Source organism: Acidisoma sp. (assembly GCF_035492295.1).
Taxonomy (GTDB): Bacteria; Pseudomonadota; Alphaproteobacteria; order Acetobacterales; family Acetobacteraceae; genus Acidisoma.
Genome location: NZ_DATJJK010000020.1, coordinates 1 through 20,060 on the forward strand (window position 1 = coordinate 1; position 20,060 = coordinate 20,060).

The 20,060-nt window shown below is 62.4% G+C and carries 16 protein-coding genes; 5 read left to right on the top strand and 11 right to left on the bottom strand.

Annotated elements, in window-relative coordinates; translation table 11 throughout:
- The 11 genes from casA to VL752_RS01325 all read right to left on the bottom strand — a co-directional run.
- On the bottom strand, nucleotides 1-630 hold a 630-nt coding region (casA, locus tag VL752_RS01275; RefSeq protein WP_325351917.1), incomplete at its 3' end, for a type I-E CRISPR-associated protein Cse1/CasA.
- Nucleotides 631-812: 182 nt separating this feature from the next.
- The gene (gene cas3, locus VL752_RS01280; protein ID WP_325351918.1) at nucleotides 813-3,494 is read right to left on the bottom strand and encodes a CRISPR-associated helicase Cas3'; all 2,682 of its coding nucleotides are present in this window, start codon (nucleotides 3,492-3,494) and stop codon (nucleotides 813-815) included.
- A gap of 169 nt (nucleotides 3,495-3,663) precedes the next feature.
- Nucleotides 3,664-3,909 (bottom strand): hypothetical protein, encoded by a 246-nt coding sequence (locus VL752_RS01285; RefSeq protein WP_325351919.1) that lies wholly within the window; start codon nucleotides 3,907-3,909, stop codon nucleotides 3,664-3,666.
- A gap of 689 nt (nucleotides 3,910-4,598) precedes the next feature.
- Nucleotides 4,599-5,366: a terminase small subunit gene (locus tag VL752_RS01290; RefSeq protein WP_325351920.1), complete on the bottom strand. Its 768-nt coding sequence runs from the start codon at nucleotides 5,364-5,366 to the stop codon at nucleotides 4,599-4,601.
- Nucleotides 5,366-6,076, bottom strand: a complete 711-nt coding sequence (locus VL752_RS01295) for a hypothetical protein (protein WP_325351921.1) — start codon at nucleotides 6,074-6,076, stop codon at nucleotides 5,366-5,368. Before VL752_RS01295 ends, VL752_RS01290 begins: the two co-directional genes overlap by 1 nt.
- Nucleotides 6,077-6,271: 195 nt before the next feature.
- A complete protein-coding gene (locus tag VL752_RS01300) occupies nucleotides 6,272-8,473 on the bottom strand; it encodes an AAA family ATPase (protein WP_325351922.1) in 2,202 nt (733 codons plus the stop codon).
- Nucleotides 8,470-8,745, bottom strand: coding sequence for a hypothetical protein (locus tag VL752_RS01305; RefSeq protein WP_325351923.1), 276 nt, complete (start codon nucleotides 8,743-8,745; stop codon nucleotides 8,470-8,472). Before VL752_RS01305 ends, VL752_RS01300 begins: the two co-directional genes overlap by 4 nt.
- Before the next feature lie 135 nt (nucleotides 8,746-8,880).
- The gene (locus VL752_RS01310) at nucleotides 8,881-9,138 is read right to left on the bottom strand and encodes a DNA-binding protein (RefSeq protein ID WP_325351924.1); all 258 of its coding nucleotides are present in this window, start codon (nucleotides 9,136-9,138) and stop codon (nucleotides 8,881-8,883) included.
- A 113-nt stretch (nucleotides 9,139-9,251) separates the two neighbouring features.
- Nucleotides 9,252-9,950: a hypothetical protein gene (locus tag VL752_RS01315; RefSeq protein WP_325351925.1), complete on the bottom strand. Its 699-nt coding sequence runs from the start codon at nucleotides 9,948-9,950 to the stop codon at nucleotides 9,252-9,254.
- 712 nt (nucleotides 9,951-10,662) lie between these two features.
- Nucleotides 10,663-11,133, bottom strand: coding sequence for a tyrosine-type recombinase/integrase (locus tag VL752_RS01320; RefSeq protein ID WP_325351932.1), 471 nt, complete (start codon nucleotides 11,131-11,133; stop codon nucleotides 10,663-10,665).
- Between the two features lie 819 nt (nucleotides 11,134-11,952).
- A complete protein-coding gene (locus VL752_RS01325; protein ID WP_325351926.1) occupies nucleotides 11,953-12,957 on the bottom strand; it encodes an NAD(P)H-dependent oxidoreductase in 1,005 nt (334 codons plus the stop codon).
- Between VL752_RS01325 and VL752_RS01330 the strand changes: the two genes are divergently transcribed.
- The 5 genes from VL752_RS01330 to VL752_RS01350 form a co-directional block, all read left to right on the top strand.
- On the top strand, nucleotides 12,911-13,813 hold the full coding sequence (locus VL752_RS01330; RefSeq protein ID WP_325351927.1) for a LysR family transcriptional regulator: 903 nt from the start codon (nucleotides 12,911-12,913) through the stop codon (nucleotides 13,811-13,813). The genes VL752_RS01325 and VL752_RS01330 overlap by 47 nt on opposite strands.
- Nucleotides 13,814-14,022: 209 nt before the next feature.
- On the top strand, nucleotides 14,023-15,288 hold the full coding sequence (locus VL752_RS01335; protein WP_325351928.1) for an MFS transporter: 1,266 nt from the start codon (nucleotides 14,023-14,025) through the stop codon (nucleotides 15,286-15,288).
- A 723-nt stretch (nucleotides 15,289-16,011) separates the two neighbouring features.
- On the top strand, nucleotides 16,012-16,362 hold the full coding sequence (locus tag VL752_RS01340; protein ID WP_325351929.1) for a hypothetical protein: 351 nt from the start codon (nucleotides 16,012-16,014) through the stop codon (nucleotides 16,360-16,362).
- A 1-nt stretch (nucleotide 16,363) separates the two neighbouring features.
- On the top strand, nucleotides 16,364-19,225 hold the full coding sequence (locus VL752_RS01345) for a response regulator (RefSeq protein WP_325351930.1): 2,862 nt from the start codon (nucleotides 16,364-16,366) through the stop codon (nucleotides 19,223-19,225).
- Nucleotides 19,222-20,060, top strand: an 839-nt coding sequence (locus VL752_RS01350; RefSeq protein ID WP_325351931.1) for a diguanylate cyclase, incomplete at its 3' end; no start/stop codon positions are given. The genes VL752_RS01345 and VL752_RS01350, both read left to right, overlap by 4 nt.

Consider the following 20,060-nt stretch of genomic DNA (forward strand, 5'->3'; position numbering starts at 1 on the left):
CCAAGGGAATACCTGCGGCAAGTCGGCAGACGCCGGGGGGTCTCCTTCCGGCACATTAGCCCAGATCTGATGCCAGAGACTGTCCGTGTCGCGTGGCACAACCATGGTCACCAATGGGCCGCCGCCGCGCAACCCGGTGCGGTTGCCGCGCCCGCCCGAGGGTGCCCAGGATTGCAAGGTATAAAGCGCTATCGCCGCTGCCGGTCGGCCAAGCTGCGTGATGCGCCCGGGATGAACCAGCAGGCCGGAATTGCCTGCCACCTCAATCAGCAGGTTTTCTGCCGGCTCCGACTCTGCCACAAGGAACTCAAAATCCTGCAGAAAGCGTGGCCCATCACCATCAAGCACGAAGGCATGGGCAAAGGGAGCGAAGGCTGCGGCCAGGGTTTCGGGAGATGGCGGATCGTGCCAGCCCTCCGCCCATTCTCCCATATCGGCGGGTGGGTAAGCGGTCGTCAGCAGGCCTGTGAGGAATTCAAGCGTCGCAACACGGAAATCGGCCCTCGGCCAGGTGATGGCGACGATGGGGTTGTCTGTCAGATCATCAGTGATCTGGGCAGGGGAGATGACACAGAGCTCCCCGTCCCGGCGCCTTGCGGGCAGCCAGGGATCGGTCAGCAGATTGAGCATGCAGCTTTCTCATCCCGGGATGATGGGTCGATCGCAATTGACTTCATCGGCGGATTATTAACAGCCGACTCTGATGAACCTAATTGCGAGCGTCGATTGAATTTTCGATGCCGTCAATCTCGCAATTAAAAATAGATGAATACGAAACGTTTTTTATGCATGTTAGATAAGGCAACGCATGCCTATCTCCAAGCCAGCCCGCGTAGTTCACTGTAAAAAGCCTTCACAGGCTGCTCTTTTCCATCAGTTCCATCCAGCCTGTACCGGGCGGTATCGTCATTATTGTGCTGGAGCAGTGCCAGCAGAACACGAGGGCTGTCGCGCTCCCACCTTCCCCAGCTGGCCCGTGCCACCGCCGCTGCAGCGGCCAAGCCATCCGGTATCGGGCAGGCGCTGACGCGGTGCTGAGCCACCGTGACCTCAGACAGAGACCAAGCCTCCGCCAGGGTCTCGGCCTTGGCATAGGGGCGCACCAAACCGTTCTCGACCATACCCAAACGCAGGGTAACCTGCGGCCGGTCCTCGAGACGTGTGGGCGTTTGGGTCTCCGGCTCCCAGGCGCCGGATTGCGGCGTGTAGCCTGCCTCGAAGGACAGAACATTCTGCGCGGCGATGCCTGAGATAGCCGCCCCCTTCCCTTCGGCCTTGCCGGCCGCCTGCACAAGACCCGCCGGGGTGGTCGCCACACCAGCCGCCGCCTCGATCAGCGCGCGCATGTCATCGGGTGTGGTGAGATGGCTGCACGCGAAGACCGCGCGGGCGCTCCGCCAGAGTAAGGCCGGGTCGCGGTAGACGGAATCGGTGCGAGGCAGCAGCCCACGCAGCCATGAAGCGTCGGCCTCTGCAACCGGATCAGGCGACAGCACAACCATCTCCGGGCCCGAGATAGGCCTCGGTCCACGCTGATGCCGCCAGAGCCTTCCTGCCCGCTGGATCAAACTGTCCGCCGGGGCAATGTCCGTGCAGATCAGATCGAAATCGAGATCGAGCGACTGCTCCACCACTTGGGTTGCGACCAACACGCGGTCACGCTCTGCCCCAGCGCTGTCCCGCCCAAAGCATTGGCGCACCCGCTCTTCAATCGCCAGTCGGTCAGCAAGCACAAAACGCGCATGAAATACGAGCGGGTCAACTCCGGCCGCACGCAGAGCTTCGGCTGCGTCCAGCGCGTCATCCACGCTATTGCGGATCCAGGCGACCGCGGCGCCCGACTGTGCCGCAGCGAGCACACGCTCTACCACGTCACCCTGACTGCGAGCCTGGGTGACCTGCACGGCACGGGCAACGCCCAGGCGGGGCGCCAGCGGTTGCTCCTCAACGGTCTCAGCCGCTGCCAGTGTAGCGAGCGGATAGCGGTCATCGCGGACCGCGAGGGGGGCGGTCCCAAGCCCCTGGCGGAAAGCATCCACCAGGCTTTGCCGAACCGTCCTTGGCAGCGTCGCGGACAGGAGGATGGCAGAGCCACCAAGAGCCGCATGGAAGTGGAGCAGGGCCTGCATTTCTCGCCGCATATAGCGGTCAAAAGCATGCGCCTCATCTATGATGAGAATTTTGTTTGAAAGCCCATGTAGGCGCAACGGCGCCTGACGCACCGGAAGGATAGCGAGCAAGGCCTGATCGATGGTGCCGACCCCGCAATCCGCGAGTAGGGCGCGCCTGCGATCTTCGGCCAGCCAAGCCGCGCATTCGGCTTCCGACGAGGCCGGCTGAGCAGGGCTTTCAGTGTCCGCTTTGGATTCCACGCCTACCGCAATTGCTGCACGAAAAAGCAGGTTGAACTCAGCCTTGCCGTGGGTCAGAGCAATGGACGGCACCTCTCCTTCGGCAAAGAGGCCGCGATAAGCCCCGTGCAATCGAGCGAAAATGCCATTGGCGGTCGCCATAGTCGGCAGTGCGAGGAACAGTCCCCTGCCCCGGCCCGCTGCCATGAGCCGATGTGCCAGGACAAGAGCGGCCTCGGTTTTGCCACTGCCGGTCATATCCTCCAGCACCGCGAGAACTGGCCCCTCGGGCAGCGGCACCGCTTCCGCCCAAGTCTGCAGCGGAGATGGCTTCTCCACCGCAGGGAAGAGCGCACTGAGTCCCGCGAAGGCTCGCACGCCGGCGGGCAGGACTCGGGCCTGCGCTACAGCTGCGCGCGCCCGCGGCAAGGCAAGGGTCGTTAAATAGGCTGATGGATCGGAGACATCCTTCAGATCCGCGAGCGGAAACCACTCCTCACGCGAGCCTATCCAATCTGCGAGGGTAAGAAAGCCAGCGAGCCGCCATTCCAGCTGCCGTAGCGACGCCTTGCTCATGGGGGGCAAGGGAGGTGGCTGGAAGAGTGCGCGCATCAACTGGATGAAGTCACGGGCGGCCGTGCGGCTGCCGCTACAAAGCGCCTCGGAAACATAATCGGGCTGCTCAACGGGTCGGCCGTGATGGCCCGCGATCGGACGAAAGAGGGTCAGGCGTTGATCTGGTCGCCATCCCCCGCCGCCTAAAGCACCCGGCAGAAGGTCATCAAAAACGCCATCCTCTTCGGCTTCGGCGAGTAGCCGCAGCGTCAGGCCATCATGGCGCGGTCCGCGCGGCGGTCGACGCGCATCGTAATCCCCTAGCACCCCGGCAGGCCATAACTTCTTGACCTGTCCCTGGAAAGCACGCGAAAACTTACCGATATCATGCACGCTAACCAAAAAACCGATCCAGGCGGGATCGAGCGGTGCCGCGAGCCGCGGCAGGCACTGCGCGACAGCAGCGACATCGAGGGAATGCGCCACCAGAGGATATGAGACTAGCTCACCATCAAAACCTCTTGTCTTTCCCCAGAAGGCCAAAAGGCGTTTCCACGCGTGTGATCTGGAAGACACCTCATCTACCATGCGAATATGTCGCCTCAACTGATGGAGCCTAGAAGACAGTCACTAGCACATATTTTTGAGTATGTAGCACTCCGTTGGTCTGTGGGGCGATCCTCCGGCAGTCCTGGCTGAGTGGAACAGCGACCTCCGCTTATAGATAAACAAAGCAAAAAGCCGACAGCTCCGAAGGTTACGCCGATAGCCGGCGAGGCGAGCCCACCTGCAAGATTTCTGGATAAATACCAGTGTTGATCTGGATCATCTTTGAGCGAAGGACTTTGCGGACCCTCTCGACGATGTCGTCAGCGAAGTCTTTGTTTTCGTAAACGCAATGTTTTTTGGCCGAGTTCTCCTTTTCCGGCTCTCCGCAGGTCTTGAACTCGTCGCCGCGCCGCCCGGTATCCACTTTCATCTTGCCGCGCGGACTATTCAGCACGGGCTCCGCGCTGCGAATGCCCCTCCCGACCGTCGCGCGAACGCCCTTCTCGTCGTAGTGAATGTCCTGCCACCCCGTTTATGCAAGGCTATTCCCTTCATCACGGGAAACGCCATTGCGTTCGGACCTGACATGGCGGGTATGAGCCAGCGGTGGGGCGGCCTGTCTCTTATTGCAATCCCGTTTTCCCCTCGCTACTTCTGAACCGGAGCCGAGGTGCCTACCGTTGCGCGTAGGCAGCGATAAAGGCGCGGGCGACCCCGTGTCTCGCGAAGCAGGAGGGTTTGACCGGACCTCGGCTCTTCCTGACCCTAGCGATACGTGACGCCGTCCAGCCAATAGTATTATCTAACACGCGGAGGCTCGCTCCCAGGCTGTCACGACTAAATGTTGGGGCAGCCTGCGTAGCCAGGAATGTTGCACCAACCTCGCCCCGCGCATCGAGCTTCCCTTGAGCGCCGGTCCTGCGGCAAGCTCTGTCACCCGCAGGCTTTAGAGTGACAGTGTCCGTCGTCGTGCCGCTACCGACAGCCGATCCAGGTGAGCAGGGTGGCCACCGAAGCGAGCCATGTGAAAAGGAACGTGGTCCACTCTCGGCGCCGCTGCCCTTCCCTTTGCCAGCGCTTCCCGGCAGCTCATGAGGCGTTGGCGTATCTTGGCCAAGAAGACGTCATGCTCGAATTTCATCATCACTCGTTCTCCGTGGGATTCTGGACGGGCTTGATGGCGCTGCCCTGCACCTGCTGGATCAACACGGCGATGGGATTTTCCTTGTCGTTCTGAAGCTGGAGCTTGTCCGCGAACATGCCGAGGTGCCTGCCTAGCATCTCCAGCGCCTTGTCCTGATCGCGCATCAGGATTTGGATGCCGTCGCGGGTTTCCTTGACGCCCGCGTAGAGCTTGCGAGAGCTGCCTGAGAGGCGTTTGATGTCAGCGCGCCAGACAACCTCCACGCCCTCACCACGGCAGCGGGGGCAGTCGCCAGAGGGTTCCTTGTTCGGATCAAAACCGAAGCCACCCACAAACTCCGGAGCGCCCGCCATGGCCGCTTCACGGGCTTCCTGGGGAAAGGTAGACACTTCGCGCTTGTGGCGGACCAGGGCTTTGCTGAACTCGGCCTCATCGATCCACTGGTAGGCATGGCCGAGGCCATGGCAGTGCCTGCAGCTCGCGCGCGTCAGGTGGGTCAGCTCGATCGGATCTGCGAAGGCGATTGCCACCAGGTCACGGATGACATGGACGGCCTCGACGAAGCTAGCGTCGGCTAGCCGCTTGCGATGTTCGCGGATGGCGGCCTGGATGTCTACGTTCATCAACAGCCGGTAGCTCTCGCGATTGGCAGCCTTTCGGCTGTAGCCGGCTTCCGCGGCTGCCTTCGCGCCGTTCAGGGTCTCGGCATACCGCTCGGCGAAGCGCTGCTGGCGCGGCGTGAGGGACTTTTCAAAACTCTTGTGCATTACGCCGTCTCCAGGTTCGAGATCATCTCGCGCGCAATCGTTCCCACCTGCCGCTCGTTGCCCAGCATGAGCGGCAGGGCGTCCGCCAGGATCGGCAGGCCTGCAATCTTGTATGGGTTCAGAGGCGCCTTCGCCTCCGCGGGCGTAAGGTCAACTCCGTCCACCATCTGCGACAGCATGGCGCCGTCTGGCCGGCAGCGGACCACGGTGCCGCTGGCCTCGATCTTCCAGAGCAGGAGATCGCGGCGCGGGGTGAGCAGGAGGCCGCCATCACGGAGGCGGCTGGCGTGTGGGGGACGCGAGAAGATGCCGGGCAACCAGTCGTCGTCCTCGTGGCATAGGCGTCCGGCACCCGCGACGAAGCAGCCGCTATCCGATCTGTCGGTCGTGGCGATGCTCCCGCGCATCGGTGGCGCGCCTGTCATGGGCAGGCGGATGAGACCGCGCGGGCTGCGCCAATCGTCCGTGCGCACCTTGAAGTCGGCAATTGCGCCTTGCCCCCATTTCTCGCCGCGCACCCACTCGCCGGTGAGCGCCCAGCAGTCACGGCGCAGCAAGCGATGGTCGCCAGCAGTGAGCGGGGCAAGCTCGCCAGCCTGGGCGAGGGCGAACTGCGCATCGCCGTGGGGGATGCTGCGTTCCTTGGCGTAGGCGATGACGAAGCGCGCGATGGCCGGGGCAGTCTCGGTGGACGAGGTGGTGGTGTTCATCGGATAGCTCCATTTGTCAGATTGGTGAGGCCGATGGTCGGGCGCTTGCTTTCTCATGCTTCCCGCTGGGTGGGGCGCTTCCAGCGCTCCACCGCTTCCAGCGGGGCGGGGGGTATATAGGGGGGGTGGAAGCACACACCGCTGGAACGCGCTGGAAGGCGAAAGTGGAATGCTGGAAGGGGCGTTGGAAGGACATCATTCGACTTGCTCATCCGAGGTTTCGCCGTCTCTGGATGGAGTATCGACGGTGCCAGCCAGCGCCAGATACGAGCGGCGCCGCGATGGCGGCCCATACTCGCTGATCTCGATCTCGCGGCTATCGAGGAGGCGATTCATTGCTGCCTTGAAAAGATTGACGGAGATGCCCTGCGCGCCATTGAGCGAAACGAAGTAAGCGGGCGCATAATTGGAGCCAGGGTTGTGGCTCACATACTTCTTGGAGGGCAGATTGCGCAGCAGGTCGAGAAAGACGCGCTCAGCAAGGCGGCGCTTGTCCACAGCGGCTACGGCTCCCGCGTCCTCGCGAACGAATTGCCCGTCGAGATATCGCAGGGTGATTTGAGTGCCGATGCTCGAACGATTGCTCTTCTTCAACTCCAGCACGCGAACGTCTGGGTCGCCGTCCTGCGGGCGGAAGAGATAGAGGCGGCTGCGAACGCTGTTATTCCACGCCGTCGAGCCCGATGAGCCATCGCCGCTATTCTTACCGGCCTGGCTGGGGTGCGCCAGCAAGACGACCGTGACGCGATACTCCAAGGCCAAGCCGCGCAGCATCCCAATGAACTGCCGGACCTGGCTGCGGATGATCTCGTTGCCGCCGAACAGGTCCGCAAGCGTATCGAGCACGAGCAGAGATGGGCGGTATTCGGCAACCCGCTTGCGCAAGAGATGGAAAAGCTTGGTCGGCGCCAGCGGCGCGTCTCGGCCAGCGTTGGGAGCTGCCAACAACGCGTCAAGGCCTGCCAGCGGGGCGATGAACAGGCCAGGCAGATTGGCGAAGTCCGCTCCCATGGCGTGCAAGCGGCGGTGCAGTTCGCCCAGCTCATCCTCGGCGCTGAGATACATCGCCTTACCCCGCTGCACGTCAAAGCCCAGCCATGGCGCGCCGCTGGCCACGGAATGCGCAAGTTGGAGGGCGAGCAGTGATTTCCCCGTGCCGCCATCTCCGCCCACGATCGCAACGTTGTTCGCGACGATCACATCTTTGATCAGCCACTCCTGCTCGGGTACCGGCTGGCCCGCCAGAGCCGACGCCGGCAAGACTGGAAGCAGATCATCCTCGCTCTGCCCCGGAGCCTCGATGACCTCGCTGGTCTCTCGGCCAAAAGTCGTCCTATCAGCCATGCGAGCCAGCGCAGGCGCGACCGCACGCCTGCCAAACTCTGCAGCGGACCAGTCATTCTCGATCACGGCGCGGATGCTGTCGGGGATCGCGCGCGGCTCGGTCAGGCCCTTGGTCATGCCGCTCCAGATGGTAGCGCGGACGGACTTCACGCCATCGTCAGCTGTGAGCCCGTTGGTCGCGCAGGCTTGCTCCAGCAGTGCCTCGGCTTCGCGGCGGTCAAGAAACCCAGCGGCAACGAACTGACCGAGAGCCATTGCCGATTTGTTGAGCTGATCATTACGGCCACCCGCGCCGCAGGCCGCGAGCCGGTCGATCTCATCGCCGATGCCCTTCTCAGCCCAGGCCTGCACGCGCGGATGGGCGTTCTGGTCGCGGCTGCCCCCCGATGGAGTGCCATGGTTCACTTCCCGAGCCGGTGCAGCCTCACGCTTGGGCTGATCTTTGCAACGGCTGCCTTGCAAGATCTTCAGCAACCAAGATGGGATTTCGGGCGGATTGAGAATGGGATAGACGGAACCTGCAGCTTCGTAGGCGACACCAGCGCTGGGCATCCATGACCCGGGAGCGATGACGTAGCCGCCGTACCCGCGAACGTCGATCGCGCCGTCCTCGACCTTCGGCAGTAGCGCGCCGAGCGTATTGCCGTGCGTCACGTCAGGAGGGAGGGCGAAGTAGTAGTGCCGGCCGCCCGATGGGGTCACGACATGCGGCAGGTCTGGCACGCCCCCGTGGGGCGCCCAGAGCGCTGCCCATTGCTTCAGCCCCTCTTCGCCGTCGATGTCGAACACGACAATCCCCTGCGGGATCGGCCAGCCGATCGCAGCGTTAGGCCAACGCCGCAACCATTGGCGGGTGGTGGTCGGATCGGTTGTTGCCTCCTGGCGCCAACGGACGGCGGGCATCGGCGCTTTGGGATGGGGATCAATGTCGGTCTGAGCCGGGAACAGCGGAATCCCAGCGGCAGCCTGGGCGAGCGGGATGGTATCCGGGGGTGGAACGTCGTCCATCCGGAAGCCCCTGATGGAAAAGACATTGGTCACGCCAGCGCTCATTGGGCCGCCTCCTGCCGGGCGGTGGCATGTCCGGCTTGCCCATCTTGCTCGCGCTCGCGGTCAGGACGCTCCCGCTCGCCCTTGTTGATGACCTCGAATCGCTCGGCGAGCTGCCGGGCAGCCTCGCGGCACATCACGGCGGCGCCCCCCCGATTCGCGTCGGAGTCGTCGAAGTCTCGGGAGAATGTCACATTGCCAGACAAGCACCCCATCGAGAGAGATAGCTCGCTCAACGTGATAGGGCCGAATTTCGTCGAAATAACAATGCTCATGGGTGGCTCCGAAGTGTTGGAGCCAGCCGCAGTGGGGTTGATTTTCGTCGCCAAAGCCGCTATACGAGAGATGCAAATCATTCCCGAATAGCAAGCTACCAACGTCGGTCTAACCTTCACTGGGCCGGCGTTTTGCTATGTGGACTGGCGAGCGCTATTGAGGTCGGCCTCGGCAGTCGAGCGGGCCGGGGCAGAGAGGCGGCCTTCAGCCCAAGCCAGGGCATCGCCCCAGTGGTAGACCACGGCACGGCCGAACTTGCGGAACGGCGGGCCACCGCCGCGCACAGCCATGGTAGCGAGGGTGGAAGGCTTCACGCGGAAGCCGCGCAGGGTCAGCTCTTCCGCAATGCGTGGGCGGGGCAACAGGGCTTCGGGCGAAAGATCGCTGGACATCGGTCGGCTCCATCTTTGGCGCTGAATCAAGCGCCGTTGTTTGTGATGGATGGAGCTTGTGTATCTGTCTCAGATGAGCTGCACGACAGAACCCGACAAAACCTGGCAAAACCCTATCCGGCGAAGATGCCCGGCGGAACAGATTGATCGATCCAGCGCTCCACCGTCCTTTCGGCAGGTGGATTGGAGAGGTTGATTTCCGCCCAGGCCTTCATATAGCTTCGGAAGGCTGTAAGCGTCACATACCCCCCGTCCAGCGCGAGGCGGCGGGTCACTTCTTGGACGAAGGCGTCTCGCTCAACGTGGCGCGGACGCCCACCCTTTCCTGTCGTGCGATTCCCGGACGCGGCACCGTCCTGTTGCTGACGGTTCAACATAGCCCCGCACTCTGAACTCTTTTCGATTTCTCCATCGCCCTTCGATCTGTCTAGCCACCTCAAGAAGCCCTCACGCTCGACCCCCACGGCGGCCCAGCCACGGAAATCGCGGTCCTCGCCCTGATAATCGGTCAGCGCCGATCGCTCGAAGATCGCGTGCTCGTCATCGTCCAAGCCGTCAGGGTCGACATCGATGCGCCCCGCCTCGATGGAGAAATTAACCAGCAAGCCAAAGAACTGCGGAGGTACAGGCGTTGAACCGATGCGCTCGCTGGCCAACTCCGTATCGAACGGGCCGCCGCGCTGCTCGCCGCAGAACCGCACCTCCCCCCTCGCCGCCGCAGCCGCCAGCTGGCCACAGAACTCGCGTTCGCTCTCTCCCGCCGCGTCAGCATCCAGACCGTGCAGGAGGCCGCCCTTGGCGATCTCGATCATGCCTCCACCCCAAGGGTCGGAAACGGCCTCATGAAAGGCATTGCCGGCCGCCGGCAGATAGACCCGTGCCCTTGGCCCGCCCGCTGGGACCGTGCCGTAAAGCGCGAACGTCAGCGCGTCCGTGAGGCGACGAACGGCCTGTCGAGTAAGCGCTCCGATTGATTGCTTGGCTCGCTGATCATTCTTGCTGCCTTCATAACGGACTGGCCCTGCGACAGGACCAGCCTGCGGGTTATGGATTAAGCGCGCCCTGCACCATTGAGCAATGCAATGATGTCGCGGGCCAGGCTCGCGGCGAGGCAACCCGCTCGTCATCCGCCGCAACAGCAAGCGCGGCCACCAGCTTTGCCTTCGTGAGCACGTCCTCGGTCCGACGCGCCTGGACGTCGGCAGCCAGTGCGGCCATCGCCTCGGCCCGGGCATGTAGGCGGTCGTCCGCGCTTCCGACACGGGCGATTATGGGTTAGCTGCCGGGCATTATCTCGTCGGCTTCGTCCCAAACGCAGACGGCGCGCAGCTCCAGATCGACGCCCGCGGCGCAGATGTGGGTCGGTGAACTGGCTTGCGATTCGCTCGCAGGGCCATTTCTGGTAGCGCGAACAATAGCCATGGTCATGGTGGTCTTTTCAGCTTTCCAAGGTCAGGCGCGGGCCGGCGTTCCAGCGCTGGCTTGCACCGTCTCGTTGCCGGAAACCGTCCGGCAGGGTTCCGCTCAGGCGCGGCGTAGCTCTATGACATCACCTGAGGGCTTCTTGTCGCCCATCCGCCGTGCGATCTCGTCTGCAACCGCGTCGGCGACGGCGAGAAGCGTAGCGTCGGCATGGTGGACATATAGCGATGTGATCGACCCTGACTTGTGGCCGATGAGCGCCGCGATGGTCAGCTCCGAATAGTCAAGCTCTGCGGCAGTCGATGCGAAAGAATGACGGAGAACGTGCAGCGTCACGTCCCCCGGCAACACCGCGAGCCTTACGATTCGGTCCCATGAACTCCGATAGCCTGTCAACGCCTTTCCTGTCTTGCCTGACGAAAAAACCAGCTCGCTCGTTCGGCTGAGAGAAGAAAGAATGGAGCAGGCTGCATGGCTCAAGGGTCGCATGGACCGCCCGGTTTTGCTGTCGGCCAGAGTGGCAGTCCGGGTGGCTAGATCGACACTCCGCCCAGCGGAGCCCGAGAGCTTCACCAAGCCGCCAGCCGGTCAAAGCCAGGAAGCGCGCCACGGCGACAGAGGCTGGCCACATACCGTCCTCCGCCGCTTTGCCAAGCCCGTCACCCAGCGCCTTGTACTCCGCGTCGCTGAGCCGGCGCTCGCGCTTCCCATCCGCAGGGCGCACCACTCCGCGAACCGGATTGTCGGGTCGAATGCGACGACGCACCGCATAACCGAAGATGCTCTTCAGTAGACCCATAGTCCGCGTCGCGGCCCCCTGCCCGCGCGGTTCTTCAAGTTCTTCGGTCTCGCGGTATCCGCTTGGATAGAGTTGAGTCTCTGCCAAAGTCGTAATGATCGGTTCCCTGAACATATGCAAAGAGGCAGCCGCTACCTCGCCTTTAATTGTCGGGGTCGTCGAATGACTGGTCAGGTTCGGCAAGCTTGCGCATCTGGCGTTCCGCCCTTGCCGGTTTTCCCTATCATCACGATGAGCGCAGAGGTATCCCATTTGACGGCAAACGCGCTGGTCTTGGCGCTGTCATCGACGTTCGACCAATCCTTGGCATTCAGTATCTACCTTGGACCAAACTTATCCCCCAGAACGTAACCCGAGTTTGATCCGACATCCGCGGCCGCAGCTACCGCTTTTGCGCAATAGGTTACATCGATTGGCAGTTGTGTCTCTCATACCACGTCACCTGATTGTCCCATCAAGATCACTCTCCTCTGCCTCATCGATATTTGTTAAAGATACCAAATCTGAATACTCGATTGATCTCCTTTTCTGCCTCAAGCAGATGAAGCCGCACGCTCGTTCGTCTTGGATGAACTAAGTGCCTGCGGTCTCGCTTAGATGCGGGCCAATGCCGCAGCTTGCGGCAGTTCCGCTTTCAGACGTTCGGGTGGATCACCGGGTTGAACGAGATGGATACGCAGTCCTGTTTCGCCCTCACCCAAGCCCGGTTTGAGCACCTGCTGACCGTCATAGTGGCCGCCATTCTGGGTGCGGTAGGGGATCGGCGCATCAGTGAAGAGAGTCCGCAACCGTGCCCGGAAGGCATCCGCGACCTCCGGCCACCGCTCTTCCGTCATGCGATCGCTCTGATAGACCGGAAAGGGCGGCATAGACTGCATACCGGGATAGAAGAGAGCACCATGCTGGATCGGCCACAAAATCTCGTCGAGGCGGCCGTTGACCCCGCGCTCGCTGTAATGAGGCTCGCGCCCGCCGATATTGACAACAACCATCGCCCGGCGCCCGGCCAGTGAGCCTTCGCCATAGCGGTCGCCCCAGCGATCACCGCCATGTTGGCCCACGCCATAGGCGAAGCCGTGCGCATAGACGCGTTCGACCCAGCCCTTGAGGATGGCGGGCGCGCTGAACCACCACAGGGGAAAGGTGAGGATGACCGCATCCGCCCAGAGCAGCTTTTGCTGCTCGGCCACGACATCGGCCGGCTGGGTGCCGTTGGCGAAGGCATTGCCCGATTCCGAAGCATAACGCAGCCGGTTGGCATTCTTACGCTGAGGAAAATCCCCCGCATCGGCGACGGCCTTCCAGTGCATCGCATAGAGGTCGGACACCTGCACATCGTGTCCTTCCGCGGTCAGTGTCTCGACCGCGAGGTTTTTCAGCGAGCTGGTCAGCGACCGGGCTTCGGGATGGGCGTGGACTATGAAGATATTGCTCATACGGAGATCCTGAACAGGAAGAAGGACGAGGCCAGATTGTGGCCGGTCGCCCCAATAGTTAGAGGCGTCGTCGCCATTCTTGAAATCAAACGATCTATGTGCTGGTATTGATTCGATGGATACCAGCCAGATCGATTTCAATTTGCTCGTCACGCTCGACACCCTGCTGGCCGAGCGAAATGTGACCCACGCCGCGCGCCGGTTGAATCTGAGCCAGCCGGCCCTTTCGACGCGCCTCGCCAGATTGCGGGAGATTTTTGATGATCCGCTGCTGATTCCTGTTCAGCGCGGCATGGTGCCGACCCAGAAAGCGATGGAGTTGCAACCCCGTTTGCACGAAGCACTTGAAGCGGTTCGCCAGGTCGTGGTGACAGATTCGGCTTTCGACCCGTCCCGGGCGAAGGCGACGGTCAACATCGCCGCAAGCGACTACACTCAGAGCGCGTTGCTCCTGCCGCTCATTCGTGCGCTGAGAGATGAGGCGCCAGGACTGCGTGTAGCATGGCGCGGCCTGGACCTCACGACCTTGCGGGTCCAGATGGAGCGCGGTGCGGTTGATCTGGCGATAACACGTCCGGAAACGGCACCCGACCAGTTGCGGATGAGAATGCTCTGCCATGAAGACTATGTGCTGATCGCGCGGTCAGGCCATCCGGTAGTGACGGGCCGCATCGACCTCGATCTGTTTTGCATCCTCGATCATGTCATCGTTTCGCCCGATGGCGGCGGATTCACCGGACCGACCGACGACGTACTGGCGGCCATGGGACGATCACGGCACGTCGCTCTGTCCGTGCCTGGCTTTCTCGTCGTTCCAACGATCGTTGCACGCTCGGATATGATCGCGGTTGTGCCGGCCCGGATCGTTCGTGACGAGAAAGAGCGGATCCAGGTTCTTAGTCCCCCCGTCCGCGTGCCCGGCTTTGAATTGGCTATGATCTGGCACGACCGGACGACGACGCACCCGCTTCAGCGTTGGCTACGGGATCGGTTCGCTGCGCTCGTGGCCAAAATCTGAGACCAGTATCCGGAACGGGCTCGTCCGGCGCGGGCTAGACCCGGATGATCTGTTTTGGTTTCGACTGGTAGCGACGGACGGCGTTTTCGCGTAGCATTTACTGGACGCTGACAAGGATATGGCGATACAGCGGATATGCCAGGGCCGACGCTCGGATCGTCGGGAGATAGTTGCGGCCTTGCGACCTCAGGAAAGTCCACGCGTCGAGCTTGCGGCGGAAATCGCCGGTGATCTTGATTCACTCGTCAAATGGGCCTCAGTTCGGCTTTCGATCTTGGGATGATGATCTCGTCTTGGTGGAACCGCAGAGTGTCAGCACGACCGGCCGACTTCCGCTAGCTGCGCTAGCCGCCCTGGCAGTTTCTGCGTTCAGCATGCTGCTTACCGAAATGATGCCTGCGGCGTTGTTGCCAGGCATGAGTGCGGCACTTCATCAGTCGGGGGCCGCTGTCGGAATTCTGGTGTCCGTCTGCGCCGCCGCTTCCACCGCTGCGGCAATACCATTGGTAGCGATGACGCGGAGCGTCCCGCGCCGCACGCTCTTCGTCGTTCTTTTAGCGGGATTCGTGCTTGCCAACGGCACACTGGCCGTCGCGCCCAGTTACCGGCTCATCATTGTCTCCCGCGTTGCAACCGGGCTATGCATGGGCGCCCTCTGGCCTGTCGTCGCGGGTTACGCCTGGCACCTCGGGAGGCTCGGGAATCCGGGCAGGTCGGTCGCTATCGCCTTGTCCGGCAGCACCATCGCACTCGCGTTCGGATTGCCGTCAGCGAGCGCAATCGGCAGCGTCATCGGATGGCGCGTGATGTTCGGCCTGCTTTCGGTGCTGTTTCTCGTGCTCATCATGTGGGTGCTCTGGAAACTGCCGCCGGTCCAGGGCGAGCGTATCGGTGAGCGCGTGTCGCTTGTTGAAGTGGCGATGAGGCCCGGATTCCCGACAGTGCTCATGACCACTCTCCTGATCGCGATCGGCCATTACACTCTTTACACCTACATGGCTCCCTTGGCGGCAGCTCTCGGCGTTCCGGGCGGCACCCCCACTGCCATGTTGATCTTTGGCGTCGGGGCAATGACAGGCATCTGGATCGTGGGACGCACCGTGGACGAACACCTTCGCCGAACGGCGTGGGGCGGGTTGGCGTTGACGGTTTGCGCCATGGTTTCCTTGCGCCTCCTTGAACACGCCTCCATCGGCGAAGAATTGACGATTTACTGTTGGGGCATTGCTTTCGGTGGCGTGCCAACCTTCTTCCAGACAGCGACTAACAAAGCGGCCGGCCCACCGGCCGATGTCGCTGCCTCTCTGCTTTCTACCGTCTATGGTTTCGGCATCTTCGGCGGCTCCGCCCTCGGCGGCATCCTGCTGAAGCCGGTCGGAGTGTTGAACCTTCCGCTGATTACCGTGGCGATGGTCATCCTGGCGGGTGTTCTCATACGCAGCGGCCATCGCCGCGCTTTCCCTCACCCTCCATGAACTCGGCCGCACGCGGGGCGATCGCGTATGGCCGCCAGATAGGCTTCTCGGTCACGGACGTTCAACTTGCGGACTCTACAATGGTGTAAATCGCCGCGGCACGACGGCCGCCGCGATCCGCCGCGCCGTTGATGGGAGCGGTGTCGGGCACGCGCTGCTCACCGGATTGGCGCCTTCGGCGCTGCGTCGTCGCCCGGTCGCCACGCAAGGCGCCGCCGGGCGGGTATTCGTTGACCGGGCGGTTCGATTCAGGGCCAGCGGTTCATCACAGCAGCTTCGGCAGCGCGACTGCCCTTTCCCGACATTTCGGCGAGACGCCGAGGACGGACGATAGACGGGCCCTGACCGCTCATCCTCTCGGCATGTGATCCATTCATCGATCTTTGACTTTTGGAAGTGGTTTAGCCGCCAGTCGTATTGATTGTGCGAAAGGAAGACTTCAACCCAGAATTCCTGACAGCCAGGGGATGCCGCTCATGCCGCAACCCAGAACATCGGCGAGCGCTGTTTCTGACTCCCGGCGGTCATCAATTTGAGGTAAGCACATAGGAGTATGCCGGGCAGGAGGATCGGTAGCTCGCGCCAAAGACTTAGCTCAGTTGTGACCGATGATAGGTGCAAGGTTTGGTCACGGTGGCCGATGCAGGAAACTATCGGCATTTCGCCTCTTCAGATCGGCGGTTCCGTCACCGCCTCATTCATGCGCACACGGACCCGGGCATCATGTTTGCTGCACCTCAAGAAACCGCGCCGCATTGGCGACAGTTCGTTCCGGCCGGGCTCCTTCTCCTGGCCTCCGTCCTCGCCATCACCTTCCTCGTCGCCCAACCGGCGAAGGGGCAGAAGCAGCTCGCCGTCCTGCTCCCGCCCTGGGACGGGCCCCTGCAGGCGGCAAGTCTGGTCGCCCGAGCGGGCGGCGTGCTCGTGGACAGCGGCGGAATTCCCAGCGTTTTCATCGTCGCCTCCAACCGGCCCGACTTCACGGCCGCCCTTTACCACGCCGGGGCTTGGCTCGTGATGAATCCCATCACCGCCCATGGCTGCCTGTCCCCGCAACCTGCCAAAGGTATCTGACATGGCAGAGATCCTTTCACTGAGGTCTCGCTTCGCGAAATTGATGGCGCTGCTGCTCTGGGCGCATGTGCCGGTTATCGCCATGGTCTGCCTTGGCCTCCACCACGCCGTGGTCGTCCCCACGGTTTTCGCAGCACTTCTCGCCCTGGCCTATCAGATCAGTTGGGCCATCTGCGGCACCGGCCCAACCACGCGCTACATCTCCGCCGTCGCGCTGATGGCCGAGCCCGCGCTGCTCGTCTATCTGCTCATGACCAATCCCTGGCAGATCGACATGCACATGTATTTCTTCGCATGTCTCGCCCTGCTCATCGCCTGGTGCGACTGGCGCACGATCGCGCTCGCCTCCTTTGCGATCGGCCTCCATCATCTGGCGCTGGACCTGGCACTGCCCTACGCGGTCTTCCCGAATGGCGGCGATCTCGGCCGCGTCGGCTTCCATGTCGCGATTGTGCTGATGGAAGGCACGGTACTCATCTGGATCAACAACCGGCTGGTGGAAAGCTTCGTCCGGGTTGAGCAAATGCGGGACGAGATTCAGCGCCACAACGAGCGGCTGGAGGAGATCGTGGCCGAGCGCACGCGGGATGCACAGGCCGCCAGCCTTGCCAAGTCCCTCTTCCTCGCCAACATGAGCCATGAGATCCGGACGCCGATGAATGCGATTCTGGGTTTCAGCCATCTCGCCCTGCGCACCGAGATGACGCCCAAGCAGCGGGGCTACGTGGTCAAGATCCAGTCGGCCACCACCAGTCTGCTTAACCTTATCAATGACATCCTCGATTTCTCTAAGATCGAGGCGGGCAAGCTGGTGCTGGAAAAGACCCATTTCCGGCTGCGCGGGGCGCTCGAATCCGTGCACAGCCTGCTAGCGCTGCGGGCACTAGAAAAGAACATCGGCTTTCATTTCACTGTCAGTGCCGATACGCCGGACGATCTTCTGGGCGATTCATTACGGCTCAACCAGGTCATTACTAATCTCGTCTCCAATGCCATCAAGTTCACCGAGAGCGGCGCGGTCTATTTCTCCGTGCGGCCGAAGCACGCCGACGCAGCCGAGATCGAACTCGAATTCACCGTTCAGGACAGCGGCATCGGCATGACGCCAGACCAGGTGGAGCGGCTTTTCGTCGCCTTCACCCAGGCCGACACCTCCACGACACGGCGCTTCGGCGGCTCTGGTCTTGGCCTCTCCATCAGCAAGCAACTGGTTGAAGTCATGGGCGGCCGCCTCTCGGTGCAAAGCGCCGTCGGCCAAGGCAGCACCTTCACCTTCACCGCGAGGTTCGGCCTGGTGGCGACCCAGTCTGTCCCGTCTCTGGAACGGCTACGGCGACTGCGCGTTCTGATCGTGGACGACAACGCCGCCTCTCGCGAGATCCTGATGGAGACCTTGTCGCCCTGGTTTACCCAAGTTGAACTCGCGGCCTCCGGCGGCGAGGCATTAAGCATTCTTCAACACGCGGCCGAGGCCAATGCGCCCTTCGACCTCGTCCTGCTCGATTGGCGCATGCCCGGCATGGACGGGATCGAGACCGTTCGCACGCTGCGCGCCGACCCATCCATTCCCCGCATGCCCGCCGTTATGATGGTCACTGCTTATAGCCGCGAGGAAGCGATGGCCGAGGCTGGCGCCGTGGGAATCTCCGCCTTCCTCGTCAAGCCGCTCGATACCACCGTCCTGCTCGAAACCCTGACAGCCCTTTTTGGGGAGGGAGACCCGGCGCCCGCGGGCCGGGCCGAGGAGATGCTCATGATCGCGCCGGCCTATCGGGGCGCCCGGCTTCTCCTCGTCGAAGACAATGAGATCAACCGCGAACTCGCCTTCGAAATCCTGACCGATGCCGGCCTCATCGTCGAAACGGCGGAAAATGGCCGCGTCGCCTGCGAGATGGTGGCCGCCGGGCCCGACCGCTACGACGCTATCCTGATGGATGTGCAAATGCCCGAAATGGACGGGCTGGAGGCGACCCGGCACATCCGCCAAACCCACTCGGCCGACCGGTTGCCGATCATCGCCATGACCGCCCATGCCTATGAGCAGGAGCGGCAGAAGTGCCTGGATGCGGGCATGAACGACCATTCCGCGAAGCCGATCGAACCTGCACTGTTGCTTGAAAAGCTGACTCGTTGGCTGAAGCCGACCAAGGGCGCGACGGCGATGCCCAAGCCGGCCGCGCCCGCAGTGGCTTCTTTCACCGCCCCTGCCCCGCCGTCGATCCCGACAGAGGCCGCGCTGCCAGACGCATTGCCACCTTTCGATCTGGAAGCCGCGCTCGCCCGTATCAACGGACGTCGCAAGTTACTGCTCAAACTTATTGTCGATTTCGGGCGCAAATTCGAAAATGCCACACCGACCCTTCGGCAGCTGATCTATGACGAGGAGTGGAACGAGGCCCGTCGTCTGGCTCATACCCTGAAGGGCACGGCCGCTGCACTCGAACTCCGTGCGGCGGCGGACGCTGCGCGGTTGCTGGAAGATGCGCTTGCCGGCCACCAGCTGGGGTCACTTCCGGATTTGATCGATTCGCTCGCAGCAGAGTTGGCCCCCGCGATCCTGGCGGCAAAAAGCCTCGACACGGGAGGGCGTGTCGCGCCGATCGGGCCGGCGCTGATGCGCGCCGGCACGCTCGACTATGGCCATATCACCGCCGAACTTGCCGAACTCCGCCAGCTGCTACGGCGCCGCAGCCTCAAGGCCCGCAAGCTTTTCGACAGCATCGAGGCACAGCTCGGCCAATCGCCCGAGGGGCTCAGGCTCGATCCGATCCGGGAGGCACTCGCGGCCCTCGACTATGCGAAGGCAATCGCGCTGCTCGATGAACTAACGATCCCCGTTACGCCCGCGGAGAGCCTTCGATGACAAAACGCTCCATCATCATGATCGTCGACGACGAAGTGTCGAATATCGAGATCCTGAGCGCCGCGCTGGAAGACGACTACGACATCTGCTTCGCGACCTCGGCTGACGAAGCCTATGACGTTCTGCGCAACGTTATCCCGGATCTCGTGTTGCTCGACGTTATCATGCCAGGAGCCAGCGGCTACGAGGTGTGCCGGCACATCAAGTCCGATCCTCTGCTCGCAGACATCCCGATCATCTTCACGACCGCCCTCGATGCTGAGGATGCAGAGCTGGCCGGGCTCGAACTCGGCGCAATCGACTATCTGACCAAGCCCATTTCGTCCTCGATCGTGCAGGCGCGGGTGCACAACCATCTCGAGATGAAGCGCATGCGCGATCAACTGGCTGCACTCGCTGTCACCGACGCCCTGACGGGCCTCGGCAACCGCCGACAGCTTGAACAAAGCCTGCGACGTGAGGTCTCGCGCCTTGCCCCCACGGGCGGCAATCTCTCCGTCATTATTCTCGATATCGATTTCTTCAAGCGTTTTAACGATCTTTACGGACATACGGCGGGCGACCGCTGCATTGCTCAAGTTGCATCGACACTGAACCGTGCCGTGCGTCGCGCAGCGGACGTGACAGTGCGTTATGGCGGAGAGGAATTTGCCTGTGTCCTGCCGGATATCAAGCATGACGAGGCAATGGAGATCGCACAGACCATCGGCACGCGAGTGTCCGCACTCGGTATCCCGCATGACGGATCGGATACGGCACCCTTCGTCACGGTCAGCCTTGGCGTGGCCACTGGCTGCTGCGCCATGGATCTGAAGCCCGAAGCCTGGATCGATGC